General features: G+C 62.6%; 12 protein-coding genes. 6 read left to right on the top strand and 6 right to left on the bottom strand.

Annotated elements, in window-relative coordinates:
• The first annotated feature begins 276 nt into the window (after positions 1 to 276).
• Positions 277 to 1,299, top strand: coding sequence for a type I glyceraldehyde-3-phosphate dehydrogenase (gap, locus tag JQN68_RS09325; RefSeq protein ID WP_225073452.1), 1,023 nt, complete (start codon positions 277 to 279; stop codon positions 1,297 to 1,299).
• A gap of 28 nt (positions 1,300 to 1,327) precedes the next feature.
• Here the strand turns inward: gap and JQN68_RS09320 are convergent, their stop codons facing one another.
• Together JQN68_RS09320 and JQN68_RS09315 are read right to left on the bottom strand one after the other, a co-directional pair.
• Positions 1,328 to 2,749 carry a dihydrolipoyl dehydrogenase gene (locus tag JQN68_RS09320; protein WP_225073451.1) on the bottom strand — a complete coding sequence of 474 codons (1,422 nt, stop codon included), beginning with the start codon at positions 2,747 to 2,749 and terminating at the stop codon, positions 1,328 to 1,330.
• 42 nt (positions 2,750 to 2,791) lie between these two features.
• Positions 2,792 to 3,436 (bottom strand): class I SAM-dependent methyltransferase, encoded by a 645-nt coding sequence (locus JQN68_RS09315; protein WP_225073450.1) that lies wholly within the window; start codon positions 3,434 to 3,436, stop codon positions 2,792 to 2,794.
• 233 nt (positions 3,437 to 3,669) lie between these two features.
• On the opposite strand from JQN68_RS09315, the gene JQN68_RS09310 reads away from it, so the two are divergent.
• The 3 genes from JQN68_RS09310 (at position 3,670) to JQN68_RS09300 (ending at position 6,660) form a co-directional block, all read left to right on the top strand.
• Positions 3,670 to 4,932: a DEAD/DEAH box helicase gene (locus JQN68_RS09310; protein ID WP_225073460.1), complete on the top strand. Its 1,263-nt coding sequence runs from the start codon at positions 3,670 to 3,672 to the stop codon at positions 4,930 to 4,932.
• A gap of 211 nt (positions 4,933 to 5,143) precedes the next feature.
• On the top strand, positions 5,144 to 6,187 hold the full coding sequence (locus JQN68_RS09305) for a type IV pilus twitching motility protein PilT (RefSeq protein WP_225073449.1): 1,044 nt from the start codon (positions 5,144 to 5,146) through the stop codon (positions 6,185 to 6,187).
• Between the two features lie 20 nt (positions 6,188 to 6,207).
• Positions 6,208 to 6,660, top strand: a complete 453-nt coding sequence (locus JQN68_RS09300; RefSeq protein ID WP_249621136.1) for a hypothetical protein — start codon at positions 6,208 to 6,210, stop codon at positions 6,658 to 6,660.
• 20 nt (positions 6,661 to 6,680) lie between these two features.
• Here the strand turns inward: JQN68_RS09300 and JQN68_RS09295 are convergent, their stop codons facing one another.
• Positions 6,681 to 7,226, bottom strand: a complete 546-nt coding sequence (locus tag JQN68_RS09295) for a C2H2-type zinc finger protein (RefSeq protein ID WP_249621135.1) — start codon at positions 7,224 to 7,226, stop codon at positions 6,681 to 6,683.
• A gap of 296 nt (positions 7,227 to 7,522) precedes the next feature.
• Here JQN68_RS09295 and JQN68_RS09290 point away from each other — a divergent pair, with 296 nt between their 5' ends.
• Positions 7,523 to 8,731, top strand: coding sequence for an NHL repeat-containing protein (locus JQN68_RS09290; RefSeq protein WP_249621134.1), 1,209 nt, complete (start codon positions 7,523 to 7,525; stop codon positions 8,729 to 8,731).
• A gap of 383 nt (positions 8,732 to 9,114) precedes the next feature.
• Here the strand turns inward: JQN68_RS09290 and JQN68_RS09285 are convergent, their stop codons facing one another.
• The gene (locus JQN68_RS09285; protein ID WP_249621133.1) at positions 9,115 to 10,467 is read right to left on the bottom strand and encodes a phosphohexomutase domain-containing protein; all 1,353 of its coding nucleotides are present in this window, start codon (positions 10,465 to 10,467) and stop codon (positions 9,115 to 9,117) included.
• Between the two features lie 188 nt (positions 10,468 to 10,655).
• Between JQN68_RS09285 and JQN68_RS09280 the strand changes: the two genes are divergently transcribed.
• On the top strand, positions 10,656 to 11,036 hold the full coding sequence (locus tag JQN68_RS09280; protein WP_225073480.1) for a four helix bundle protein: 381 nt from the start codon (positions 10,656 to 10,658) through the stop codon (positions 11,034 to 11,036).
• Between the two features lie 51 nt (positions 11,037 to 11,087).
• Here the strand turns inward: JQN68_RS09280 and JQN68_RS09275 are convergent, their stop codons facing one another.
• Positions 11,088 to 12,701 carry a mannose-1-phosphate guanylyltransferase/mannose-6-phosphate isomerase gene (locus JQN68_RS09275; protein ID WP_249621132.1) on the bottom strand — a complete coding sequence of 538 codons (1,614 nt, stop codon included), beginning with the start codon at positions 12,699 to 12,701 and terminating at the stop codon, positions 11,088 to 11,090.
• A gap of 174 nt (positions 12,702 to 12,875) precedes the next feature.
• Complete coding sequence (locus JQN68_RS09270) at positions 12,876 to 14,186, bottom strand: homoserine dehydrogenase (RefSeq protein ID WP_225073478.1); 1,311 nt, start codon at positions 14,184 to 14,186, stop codon at positions 12,876 to 12,878.
• Positions 14,187 to 14,230: the final 44 nt, after the last annotated feature.

Below are 14,230 nucleotides of genomic sequence, written 5' to 3'. Positions count from 1 at the left end.
TTCAGCCTGGAGCAGGTCGCCCCGGCCATGAAAATTTTGGAAGACGGTTGACAGAGAGTTCGGGCCTTTCCAGAATAGACGCGAGCCCGTGACTCTTCGGAAACTGCGCAGAAGGGGCTCGCACCCGCCACGCCAAGGGACGCATGAACCCATCCCTGGGGCTTGACCGGCGCCATCCAGGCGCCAGACACCCTTGGCGTGGCGGGCCCGAGCCCCATTAACGAACAGTTCATTCAACCCTGCATCGACCTGCCTTTCAACCCAAAGGAGTATGCCATGCCCGGTTCAGCAAAGACCCGCATCGCCATCAACGGTTTCGGCCGCATCGGCCGGACGGTCTGCAAACAGTTCCTGCGCAACGCCAACTTCGAGGTGGTGGGGATCAACGATCTGGCGGATTTGGACGACCTCGCCTACCTGCTCAAGTACGATTCGGTGCATGGCTGGTATGCGAGCAAGGTGGCCGCCGCGGAAGCCGCCCTGAGCATCGACGGCCAGCGCATCCCCTTCTTTTCCCAGAGCGACCCGACGGCCCTGCCCTGGGGCGATCTGGAGGTCGACATCGTCATCGAAAGCAGCGGCGCCCTGCGACCGCGGGCCAAGGCCGCCGGCCATCTGACCGCCGGCGCGCGGCGGGTCATCGTCTCGGCCCCGGCCGACGACTCTGACGCCATGCTGGTGATGGGCGTCAACGAAGACGCCTACCGTCCGGAGGCCCACCGCGTCGTCTCCATGGCCTCCTGCACCACCAACTGCCTGGCCCCGGTGGCCAAGCTCCTGCATCACCGCTTCGGCATCGCGACCCTGGTGTTCACCACCGTGCATGCCTACACTTCCAGCCAGTCCCTGATGGACACCCCGGCGCGCCACCGGCGGCGCGGCCGGGCGGCGGCATTGTCCATCATTCCCACCACCACCGGCGCCGCCAAGGCGGCGGAGAAGGTCCTGCCGGAACTGGCCGGGCGCATGACGGGCATGGCCATGCGGGTGCCGGTGCCCGATGGCTCCATCACCGATATGGTCCTCACCCTGGAGCAGGACGCCTCCGTGGAAGAGATCAACCGGACCTTGCGCGACGCCGCCGCCAACCCCGCTCTGCAGGGCATTCTGCGGGTTACGGACGAAGCCCTGGTGTCCCAGGATATCGTCGGCGATCCCCATTCGGCGGTCATCGACGCCCCTTCCACCATGATGCTCGGCCGCCGGGTGGCCAAGGTGCTGGCCTGGTACGACAACGAATGGGGCTATTCGGCGCGCCTGGTGGATCTGGCAAAGCATATGGCCGCCCGGGGTTGCTGAACCTTATTTCTCGGCTGCAGCGGCCGGGTCAGCACAGGGGCCGTTCCGGCGCGGCACCACACAGGGACAGTTCCGGGGCCGGATGGGCGTCTTTCATTTGCCGCGCGGCATCCCGCAGGGCGGCGCGCAGTCCCTCCTCAACGGCGGGGTGATAAAAGGGCATCAGCAGCGCCTCGTGGACAGTCATCTGCTGCTGCACGGCCAGGGCCAGCAGGTGGGCCAGATGCTCCGCCTCGGGGACGGCCATTTCCCCGCCCAGCAGCCGGCCGCTGTCCCGGTCCGCATAGACATGCAGGCGGCCGGCGTTGCGCCCTTCGAGGGCGGCGCGGGACTGTTCCGAAAAATCGGCGAGACCGGTCAGGATGGTTTCCTCCCCATCCGGGACCGGCAGTTTTCCGACGGCGGCAATCTGCGGATCGCAAAAGCCGATACGCAGGGCCGGGCGGCGGCAAAACCGCCCCGCCTCGGCGGCGACGGCGTTGTGACCGGCAATCAGCCCCTCGTCCAAAGCCTCATGCAGGATGGGCCGGCAGCCGTTGGCATCGCCGACCAAAAACACCGGCAGATCGGCCACCTGCATGGTGTGCGGGTCGAACTGCGGCAGGCCCCGCTGGTCCAGTTCGACGCCGAGGTTTTCCAGTCCCAGGCCCTCGACATTCGGGGTGACCCCCACCGCCACCAGCACGGCGTCGACGCGCAACTCCGTCGTCGCGTTGCCGACCAGCAACTCCGCGCCCTGCTCCGCCACCTCGACGGCCGAGCCCAGGTGCAGCGGCAAGTCGCGCGCGAACTGATCCCGGGCTACCCTGCTGATGGTCGCATCGGAGATGCCGCCGACCTTGGGGTTGCGGCCGAAACCGACCACCTCCACCCCCAGCCGGGCCAGGGCCTGGCCGAGTTCCAGACCGATGAGGCCCATGCCGACCACGGCCAGCCGTTTTGGAAAGTCCCGCTGCTCGAATACCGTATCGCTGGTCATCAGGCGCTCCCCGAAGCGCTGCCAGGCCTCGGGCACGGTCGGTCGGGCTCCGACGGCCAGCACCAGGCGGCGGCAGGCGATCTCCTCGCCGTTGAGGAGAATGCGATCCGGCCCCAGCAGGCGGGCCGTCCCTGCCACCAGCCGCTCCCCGGCCAGATCCCGGGTCACCCGCACCATGCCCGAGGCGAAGCGATCGCGCAGCCGGCGCACATGCTCCATCACCGCCGGCAGGTCGCATTGGAGGTCCAGGCTGCCGCGGATGCCCGCTTCAGCCAGCCATTCCCGCCGATGATAATCCTTCGCCACCTGGATCAGGGCCTTGGACGGCATGCACCCGACCCGGGCGCAGGTGGTGCCCAGGGCGCCCTGATTGACCAGCAGGAAATTGTCGGTGACCTGCCGGATCTGCCGCACCGCCGCCAGCCCGGCGCTGCCCGCGCCGATGACCACCACATCCACCTCTTTACGCATCCGCAACCTCCATCAGTATCTGCCGCCACGCCGCCCGGCGCATCAGGCCCCCTTGACCAGAACCGCCACATCGCCCTGGGGGAAGGCCAGCTTCGCCCCCCACCGCTCCGCCAGCCATTCGAAGGAGTCCGGGGCAAAAAAGGAGATGTGAGTCGGATCCCGCCGATAGAACCAGCTCTTGAACCGTACATCGTCCAGCACCCGCTTGGTCTGCACCACCAGCAGCCCCCGGGGTTTGAGCAGGGTCCACAGGCGGTCGAGTTCCCCGACCGGGTCACGCAGGTGCTCCACCACCTCGGTACAGGTAATGAAATCATATTTTCGCAGGAAAACACCCGGGTCGTCGGCATAAAACTTGTCGTAGGCGGCCATCTCGTAACCCTCCTCCCGCGCCATGGCCATTAGAACCGGACCGGGACCGCAGCCGAAATCCAGCCCCGCCGCCGGCGGCGGCCGACGTTGGACTATTTCCTGCAAGCTGCGCGACAAAAAGCTCCGGTAGCCGGCATCATCGGCCCGGTTTTCATGCCAGTCATAGACCGCCTTTTCCGCGGCGGGCTCGAGATAAAAACGCGCATCCAGAAACACCAGTCGACAGCGACGGCATCGGTAATAGATTTTTTCGGCGCAATCAATGCCGTAGATGTCGGGCCGGCGGCACAGCGGACAGCTTGGTTCAGATATCATAGAAAACACTTTCAGCGGACTGATGATTGGGCTCCCGCCTGAATTTCCGCCCATTTAAGACCTGTAGCGGTGGAGGTCCGGCCGGGAATTCCCTTGACAGGACCCGTAGCGCACTGTTAGGCTTGGCCCAAGAATAAGCCGTTCCAGGAAAAAAACGAAGTCAAAACGTCGTCATCGTCAACCCCGGAATCCCTCCGGGGTTTTTTTATATGGAACGCAGAGAGAAGGATTTGATGGAGTTTCAAGAGTTCAATTTTCACCCCAAGGTCGCCGCCGGAGTGGTCGCCGCGGGCTTTTCCGTCCCAACCCCGATTCAGCAGCAGGCCATCCCCACGGTGATGGCGGGCCGCGATGTCATGGGCCTGGCGCAGACCGGTACCGGCAAAACGGCCGCTTTCGCGCTACCCATCCTGCACCGCCTCATGGACGGTCCGCGCGGCCGGGTTCGGGCCCTGATCATCGCCCCGACCCGCGAACTGGCGGAGCAGATCCACGAAGCCATCGGCAGCCTCGCCGGACAGACCGGCCTGCGCAGCATGACCATCTACGGCGGCGTCAGCGCCAACCCGCAGGTGCAGAAACTCAAGCGCGGCGCCGAGATCGTCGTCGCCTGCCCGGGGCGCCTGCTCGACCACATCCGCCAGGGAACCATCGCCCTTGGCGCCCTGGAGGTCCTGGTCCTGGACGAAGCCGACCAGATGTTCGACATGGGCTTTTTCCCCGACATCCGGCGCATTCTGGGCCATCTGCCCCAGCAGCGCCAGACCCTGCTGTTTTCGGCCACCATGCCCGACGCCATCCGCAAACTGGCCCGCGATCTGCTGGTCAACCCGGCCACCGTGCAGGTCAGCACCGTCGCCCCGGCGACCACCGTCAGCCATGCCCTGTATCCCGTGGCGTCGCACCTGAAAACCGCCCTGCTGCTGGAACTGCTGCAGCACACGGATACCGAGTCGGTGCTGATCTTCACCCGCACCAAACACCGCGCCAAGCGCCTGGGTCTGCAACTGGAAAAAGCCGGTTACAAAGCCGCCTCCCTGCAGGGCAATCTGTCCCAGAACCGTCGCCAGGAAGCCCTCAACGGCTTTCGTGAAGGCCGCTATCAGACCCTGGTGGCCACGGACATCGCAGCGCGCGGCATCGACGTCTCACAGGTGTCCCACGTCATCAACTACGATATCCCCGACACCCCAGAGGCCTATATTCACCGCATCGGCCGCACCGGCCGCGCCGCCCGTACCGGCGATGCCTTTACCCTGGTGAGCGGCGAAGATACCGCCATGGTCCGAGCCATCGAAAAGACCCTGGGCAGCGCCATCGAGCGACGCACCCTGGCCGATTTCGACTACCAGGCGACCGCCCCGGCGGAACCCCGGGAAAATGCCCGGGCCCCCCGGCAGCAGCGTCCCGCCTCGCGGCAAAACCCTCCCGGCGGGCGGACCTCCAGCCACCGTCGGCCGCGGTCGGCAACGGCCGGTCAGGCCGTAAAAAGCTGAGCCTGACTGCAGGACGGATGAAAAAAAGCCAGGAGCGGCCTTTGCGCAACTCCTGGCTTTTGTATTTTTCTAAAAATCCCCACCACCAGCAGCCACCCTCCCGGCCCGGTTTCAGCCGGCATGGAATATGCTTGCCATGGAGGAAGGATTTCACCGAAGCCGCGACCAGGACGGCAACCCTGCGTTTTCCCCATTCCACGAGACCACACCCATGGCCAAAATTGACGCACTGTTCAAAATTTTGAAGGACAAGGGCGGCTCCGACCTGCATCTGTCCCCCGGCAATCCGCCCCTGATCCGTCGCTCCGGCGAACTGGAAGCGGCCATGAACCAGGTGCTCAGCCATGAGCAAAACAAGGCCCTGCTCTACGAGATCATGACCGAGACCCAGCGCAAGACCTTCGAAACCACGCGCGATCTCGACTATGCCTACGAGGTCCCGGAACTGCAATCCCGCTTCCGGGCCAACATCTTCTCCGGCCGCCTCGGCATGAGTGCCGTGTTCCGCCTGATTCCCGCCGAAATCCTCAGCGCCGAGCAACTCGGCCTGCCCCCGGCGGTACTCAATTTCACCCAGTTCAAAAAAGGCCTGGTGCTGGTCACCGGTCCCACGGGCAGCGGCAAATCCACCACCCTGGCGGCCATGATCGACCACGTCAACCGGACCCGCAAGGACCACATCCTCACCGTCGAGGATCCCATCGAATTCGTGCACGTCAGCCAACAGAGCCTCATCAACCAGCGGGAAGTCGGGCGCCATACCCGCTCCTTCGCCTCGGCCCTCAAGGCGGCCCTGCGGGAGGATCCGGATCTCATCCTGGTCGGCGAAATGCGCGATCTGGAAACCATCGAACTGGCCATCACCGCGGCGGAAACCGGCCATCTGGTGTTCGGCACCCTGCACACCAGCAGTGCCGCCAAAACCGTCGACCGCATCATCAACGTCTTCCCCACCAACCAGCAGGAGCAGGTACGCACCATGCTCGGCGAATCCCTCAAAGGCGTCATCGCCCAGCAACTGCTGCGTACCGTCGAGGGCAAGCGCTGCGCCGCCCTGGAAATCCTGGCCGTGACCCCGGCGGTTTCCAACCTGATTCGCGAAGGCAAGACCTTCCAGATCCCCTCGGTCATCCAGACCGGCCGGGCCCAGGGCATGATGCTCATGGATCAGGCCATCCAGGACCTGCTCACCGCCGGCAAAATCACCCGTGAGGAAGCTTACAAGTTCGCGGCCAACAAGAGTCAGTTTCAGTAGCAGGAAAAGGAGGAGTTGGAATGAGCGACCAGAAAATCACCAAAACCCGGCAAGAGGTCCGGCTTACCCTGGCCGATGGCAGCGATGTGGCGGGCGAGGTTTTTCTCAGCCTATACGACGTTCGCGGTCAGAAGCCGCAACGGGTCGGCAACCTGCTCAACGACAGCGAGGACGCCTTTGTGCCGGTAAAAACCGCCGGCGGCACGGTGCACATCAACACCGCCAACATCGTCATGGCCGCCACGCCGGCCGTGGATGAAGGCGATGAACTGATGATGCTGGGCAAAAAGTACCGGGTACAGGTCACCACCCTGCACGGCAAAACCGTCGAAGGCGACATCTTTGTGGACCTGCCCCAGGACCGCAGCCGGGTCAGCGACTACCTCAACCGGCCCGACCGGTTTTACCGCCTGTTCGTGTCGGAGCACATCGTCTACATCGGTGCCCGGTTCGTCATCTCGGTCCGGGACTAACCCCGCCCCTTTGCCCGGGGCTATTTCCGGAGTTTCTCTTTCCAGCGATCCGGTCGGGTGTAGTCCAGCCCACAGTTCGAACAATCGATAAGAGGAGCGGTCCGATGTTCCGGATGTTCCCGCAAATGTTGCTGCAACCCTTCGCCGGATGAAAATTCCAATCCGCAGGCCGTGCATCGAATCGGCGCGGCCACCGGTTGGGCCGGACTGGTGAGCTGTTCCTTCCAACGCCCCGGATTGATCAAATCCAGACTGCAGTTCATGCAATCCACCAAGGGCGCGGTCCGGTGTTCCGGATGCTCCCGCAGATGCTGCTGCAAGGCGTCGGCGGAGGGGAACTCCAGGCCGCAGGCGGCGCACCAAATGGGCGCGGCAACCGGCTTGGACGGGGCGACGAGTCGTTCCTTCCAACGCCCGGGATTCATAAGATCAAGACTGCAGTTCGAGCAATCGACCAGGGGTGCGGTCCGGCCCGCCCCCGATTCATGCCCTGCCGTCCCGCTTACCGACGGACCATGCAGGAAAACCGCCATGACGAATAGGATTGCAGCGACGAACCTGTTCATGTCGAAAATCTCCGCAAGGTGAGCCCTGCCAATGCTGCCACGAAAACCATTTCTGCTGCGTACTCAAACAGTTGGCGATGCAGGAAAATTTTCTAGCAACCTGTATATGGGTATTATTGCGCCACCCGGGATTGGATCGTCAAGGTTTTTCAAAGAAGGGCGGTCCGCCACCGGCAAAATTCGACGTGTCCCTGGCATCGCGCCTTTCGGGTTGTATGCTTTTGGACAGGGACCCGCCATGGACCGCCTCCCCCTTCTTGCCCTGCGCCCATGGCCCTCTCCCCAAGGGGCCGAGCATGAAAATTCCTGCAATTGTGTTGTGGTGGCTGGCGGTGTTCTGTGTGATGGCCTGCAGCAACGAAGAAGGCCCCGAACTCCATTCCAAAACACCTGCTTCCCGCGTGATGCACTCCGAGCCAGGTCCCATGGGCGCAAACGGAGCCAAGACGGGTGCCCTGCGGTCCAGCAAGCTCAACGGCCAGCGAGTACAGTCCGTACGCCTGCCGGGAGCCGAATTCACCCTCGTTGTCACCATCGGCAAATTCGGCGCGAAACCATTCGAAACGAAATCCAAATGGTGGGGCGGCGTCAAAGGCCCGGACGGCAGAATCTACGGCATTCCCTACAGCGCAGAGGACATCCTCATCATCGACCCGCGCACCAACAGCGCCACCCGCAGCACCTTGGGAGAAACACTGCAAGGCGGGTCAAAATGGGCCAGCGGATGCCTTGGCCCGGACGGGAAAATTTATGGGGTACCCTACCATGCCTCGACCGTGCTGATCATCGACCCCATCGCCGGCACCGCGACGCAGACCGACTTCGGTCTGGACCTGTCCGACCGGGCCAAGTGGGCCGGCGCCGTGCTCGGCCTGGATAACAAAATCTACTGCATCCCTAGAAATGCCCGAGACATCCTGATCATCGATGCCATGGCCGGCACCGCCGTGCGCAGCGACATGGGGGCCAGGTTGCACGGTTCCCACAAGTGGTCCGGAGGAATCCGTGCCGGCAACGGCCGCATTTACGGCATGCCCCGCCATGCCCGGGACATCCTCATCATCGATCCGGCGTCGGGGATAGCCTTTCGTGACGACCTCGGCGCCAAGCTGACGCGACAGCACAAGTACGCCGAGGGGATTCTCGCTCCCGACGGCAAGATTTACGCCATTCCCTACAGCCAATCCCCGGACATCCTGATCATCGACCCCATGACCAATACGGCCGCCCTGCACAACCTGAGGGCCAATTTTTCCGGCGCCGGCTGGTCGGAAGCCGTCCTGGGCCCCGACGGCAACATCTACGCCGTCCCCTACACCGCTTCGGACCTGCTGGTCATCGATCCCGAGGCCGGCACCGCCACCCGCATCCCCCTCGAGGGCATCGTGCCCACAAGCACCGGCAAGTGGGTCACGGGCGATCGGATCAACAACAAATTCTACGGCATCCCCTACGGCGCCCAGCAGATCATTCAGGTGGAATTTATTGGGCCCGACCCGCAATAGGCAAAACCTGTTTCACCACCCGCTACGCTCGAGGCACAGAGGACACGGAGTCCAATCTGAGAAAACCAAAATTCTAAAACCTTTTTTGCCACAGATGCACGCAGATGGACACCGATAACACCTTAAACAAAGAACCTTTTTCTAGGTTTTAACCCAAGACCAGGTTCTTAAGATTTTCTCCCGCCTTTACTCTGTGTTCTCTGCGGCTCGAGCGAAGCGGGTGGTAAAACTTGCCCTTGACCTTGCCCTGATCCGCGTTCATCTGCGTGTATCTGCGGCTAAATTGCCTTTGACCTTGAATTCAAAGTCTCTCGACGCAGATTGCGCAGATTGTAGCAGGTGGGCATGAAGGTATAGAGTCAAGCAGGGCCCGGCTGCCTCCCTCAGTCCCCCGCCATCAGCCCCAGAATCTCCCGCGTCTTGTCCTCCATCAAGGCCTGGTCGCCGCGACTCTCCACATTCAGCCGCACCACCGGTTCGGTGTTGGAACTGCGCAGGTTGAAGCGCCAGCGGTCGAATTCCATGCTCAGGCCGTCGGTAAAATCCGCACCCCGGGCCGCGCCGAGGTAATGGGCCTCGATGCGGGCCAGGGTGGCCGCCGGATCCCTCAGGCGGCGATTGATTTCGCCGCTGGCCGGGTAGCGGGCGATGCGCTCGCCGACCAGCCGGGACAGGGGCTGGCCGCGGCGGCTCATCAGCTCCGTCACCAGCAGCCAGGGGATCATGCCGCTGTCGCAGTAGGCGAAATCGCGAAAATAATGGTGGGCGCTCATCTCGCCGCCGTACACCGCGTCCTCGGCCCGCATGCGCTCCTTGATGAAGGCATGGCCGGTCTTGCTCATGACCGGCGTGCCGCCCAGGCCCCGGACCAGGTCCACCGTGTTCCAGGTCAGGCGCGGATCGTGGATGATGCGGGCGCCGGGATGGTGTTGCAGAAACGCCGCCGCCAGCAGACCCACCACGTAATAGCCTTCGATGAAGGCACCCTGCTCGTCAAAGAGGAAACAGCGATCGAAATCGCCGTCCCAGGCGATGCCCAGATCCGCGCCGTGGGCCAGCACCGCCTCGGCCGTGGCCGCGCGGTTCTCCGGCAGCAGGGGATTGGGAATGCCGTGGGGAAAAGTGCCGTCCGGCTGGTGGTGGATTTTGATGAACTCGAAGGGCAGCCGTTCCTCCAGCGCATCCAGCACCGGGCCGGCGCACCCGTTGCCGGCGTTGACCACGATCTTCAGAGGCCGCAGCTGCCCGACCTCGACGTACCCCAGCAGATGGGCCACGTAATCCGCCCGCACCTCCATAACCGAGCGGGAGCCAGATTTCGCCGCCGGAGCAAAAATGTTTTGGGCCACCAACTCCCGGATGGCATGCAGACCGCTGTCGCCGCTGATGGGCCGCGCCCCCTGCCGCACCAGTTTCATGCCGTTGTAATCCATGGGATTGTGGCTGGCCGTCACCATGATGCCGCCGTCCATCCCGGCGGCAAAGGTGGCGAAATAGATCTCCTCCGTACCGCACAGGCCGATATCGAACACCTCCGCCCCGCCCGCCATGAGCCCGGCCGACAGAGCATCACACAACGCCGCGCTGCTGAGCCGCACATCGCGTCCCACCACGACCCGCTCCGGGCGCAGGTACGCGGCATAGGCCCGGCCGATGCGCCAGGCGATGTCCTCGTTCAGCTCGTCCGGCAACCGGCCGCGAATGTCGTAGGCTTTAAAGCAAGGTAAAATCGTCATTGGTCACTCGTCATTGGTCATTTGTATAGAAACCGTCATTGGTCACTTGTCCTTTGTCATTTGTTGTTTACACCTATCCATTTTAGGAATTTTGGTCCCTTCTTATTAATGCCGGGGTGTCCTTTGCGCTTGGATCTTGTTTTGATGGGTGTTAGATTTGGAAAATTAAAATCCATCATGGGGGCATCGTGTCGATTCGAGGGTTTGAGGGGCTACGGGTTTATCAGCTATCGGAAAAATTGGCGGATGAGATCTGGCAGATTGTTTCAGAATGGGATGGTCTGGCCAGAGATACTGTTGGAAAGCAACTGGTTCGTGCCGTGGACAGTGTAGGGGCCAACATTGCTGAAGGCAGCGGCCGGGGAACTTATCAGGACAACCGAAGATTCGTACGCATTGCCAGAGGTTCCCTTTACGAAGTCCGACATTGGTTGCGCCGCGCCTATAACCGTGGCCTGCTTTCCGAAGATAATATCCACACTACCAAGCCTCTGTTGCAGGAACTCATGCCCAAACTCAACGCCTACCTTCGCTCCATCGGCTCCCAAAAACCAATGACTAATGACTAATGACCAATGACGGTTTTTATACAAATGACCCGTTTTGAGGATCGCTACGGGCTAACGCCCGTAGCGATCCTCAAAACGCACAATATCATCCTCCCCAAGATACGACCCCGACTGCACCTCGATGAGTTCCAACGGAAGCAGACCGGGATTCTCCAGCCGGTGCGGTACGCCGAGGGGAATGTAGGTGGACTGGTTTTCCGACAGCACCAGCACCTCGTCACCGCGCGTGATGCGGGCGGTACCCTTGACCACGATCCAGTGCTCGGCGCGATGGTGATGCATCTGCAGGGACAAACTGGCGCCGGGATTGACGGTGATGCGCTTGACCTGGAACCGCTCGGACGCATCGATACACTCATAGGCGCCCCAGGGGCGGTTGACCTTGCGGTGCAGCAGGGCCTCGCCGCGCCCCTGCTCCTTGAGCCGGTCGACGATGGCCTTGACCTCCTGGGCCCGGTCGCGCCGCGCCACCAGCACCGCGTCGGCGGTCTCCACCACCACATGATCCTCCAACCCCACCGCCGCCACCATGCGCCCGGTGGCATGCAGGTAGCAGTTGCGGCTGTCGTGGGTCAGCACATCGCCGCGCACCACGTTGCCGTCCAAATCCGTCGTCCCCACTTCCCACAGGGCCGACCAGGACCCGACATCGCTCCAGCCCGCATCCAGGGGAATCACCACCGCCTCGGCGGTCTTTTCCATCACCGCGTAGTCGATGGAATCCTTCGGGCAGGCGGCAAAGGCCGCCGCATCCAGCCGCACGAAATCCAGATCCCGCTGCGCCTTCTCCAGAGCCTCCCGGCAGCAGGCCAACATCTGCGGCGCGAACGTCGCCAACTCCTCCAAATACCGCGAAGCCCGGAACATGAACATGCCGCTGTTCCAATAGTAGTCGCCGGAAGCGAGATAGGACTCGGCAGTAGGCAGATCCGGTTTTTCAACGAATTTGGCCACTTGAAATGCAGTGGCGTCATTAGTCATTGGTCCTTGGTCATTTGTTGTAAAACCGTCATTCGTCATTGGTCCTTGGTCATTTGTAACGACGGCTTGCGCCGTCGAGTCATTAGTCATTGGTCCTTGGTCCTTGGTTTTTGGCAAATGACAAGTGACCAATGACGAATGACGGTTTTCAGACAAATGACTAGTGACCAATGACAAATGACGGTTTTCAAACAAATGACACGCACGATCCGCGCGTATGTAGCCATACCCAGTTTCAGGTTTCGTTGGCACAATCCCAAACGTGACCAGCTTCCCGGCCCGCGCGAACTCCGCTCCGTGCAGCACGGCGTTGCGGAAGGTCTCGCCGTCGACAATCACATGGTCCGCCGGCAGCACCAGCAGCACCGGATCGTCCCCCGTTTTTTGGGCCTGCAGCGCCGCCACCGCCACCGCCGGCGCGGTGTTGCGGCCCACCGGTTCCAGCAGGATGGCGCCGGCCGGGACTTGGGCCTGGCGCAGCTGCTCGGCCACCATGAAGCGGTGGCTTTCGTTGCACACCACCAGGGGCGCCAGCAGATTTTCCAGGCCGTTCAATCGCAGCTGGGTTTCCTGCAGCATGGTAGCTTCGCTCACCAGGGGCAGCAGCTGTTTCGGATACAGTTCCCGCGACAAGGGCCAGAGCCGGGAACCGGTTCCGCCGGAGAGAATTACCGGAGTGATCATGGTTTTTCCATGGAAAAGAAATGCCTAGTCAGCCGGCAAAGGCTCTTGGTTGCTCGGCAGCCTGGCGGCGAAATGGATTTTAGAGGTGACGGCAAGTTGACGGCCTTCGGCGTTCAGCCGGCACCAACAAAAACGGCGCCCCCTTCGGGACGCCGTTTTTGTTGGTGCAACTGCTTATTCCATCTCGCTTTCGATGCGAATGAACCGGCTCGGCTCCCGCACCACCTCGAGTTGGTCGATTTCCGCCAGGGCGGCCCGGATATCGGCCTCCTTGGCCTCGTGGGTCATAATGACGATGGGCACCGAGCCGCTGGCGTGGCGTTCCGGCTGCATCATTGAGGCGATGCTGATCTGGCAGCGGCCGAGAACGCCGGAAATCTTGGCCATGACGTTGGGCTGGTCAACCACCGTGAAGCGTAGGTAATACTGGCTGACGATCTCGTCCATGGGCTTGATGGGCAGATCGACGATGGCTTCCGGCAGATAGCCCAGGGATGGCGTGCGCACGCCGCTGCCGGCCAGCATGTCGCGGGCGATGGCCATGACGTCGCCCATGACGGCGCTGGCGGTGGCGTCCCGCCCGGCGCCCTGGCCGTAGAGCATCACCGGGCCGACGAAATCCCCCACCAGGCGCACGGCGTTGAACACGCCGTCGACATCGGCCAGGGGGTAATGGGTCGGAATCATGGTCGGATGCACGCGGGCCTCGATGGCACCGTTCTGCTTTTTGCCGATGGCCAACAGCTTGATCTTGTAGCCGAACTCGCGGGCATATTCGATATCCAGCGGGGTGATCTGGCTGATGCCCTCGATGGAGATCTGCTCCAGGCCGATGCGGGTGCCGAAGCACAGGGAGACGAGGATGGCCAGCTTGTGGGCGGTGTCGATGCCCTCGACGTCGAAGGTCGGATCGGCCTCGGCGAAACCGTGGGCCTGGGCATCCTTGAGCACGGTGGCGAAGTCGGCGCCCTCGTTGGTCATACGGGTCAGGATGTAGTTGCAGGTGCCGTTCAGGATGCCGAACACGCAGCGGAATTCGTTGGCGCAGAGGTTTTCCTTGATGGCCGACAGGACCGGGATGCCGCCGCCCACGGAGGCTTCGAACATGACCGAGACGCCCTTGGCGGCCGCGGCGGCGAAGATCTCGGCGCCATGCTTGGCCAGCAGCGCCTTGTTGGCGGTGACCACGTGCTTGCCGTTGGCGATGGCCTGCATCACGAAGGTGCGGGCCGGCTCATAGCCGCCGATGAGTTCGATGACCACATCGATCTGCGGGTCGGCGAGCACCTGCTGGGCATCGTTGACCAATTGGCCCGGCGCGGTGGTCACGCCGCGATCGGTGGTGGTGTCGCGGTCGGCAATGCGCATCAATTGCAGACGCGCGCCGAGGCGCCGTTCCATCAGGGCGCTGTTGCGCTGAAAGACCTTGACCACACCGGCACCGATGGTGCCGAACCCGAGCAGACCGACGTTGATCTCTTTCATTGCCACTCCTTGTTTTGATAAGGCAGGCTGAAGGCTGATGTTCA

The organism is Desulfuromonas sp. CSMB_57 (genome assembly GCF_020194955.2).
Classification (GTDB): Bacteria; Desulfobacterota; Desulfuromonadia; order Desulfuromonadales; family Syntrophotaleaceae; genus JAFCIY02.
This window is presented reverse-complemented; position numbering and strand designations above follow the sequence as displayed.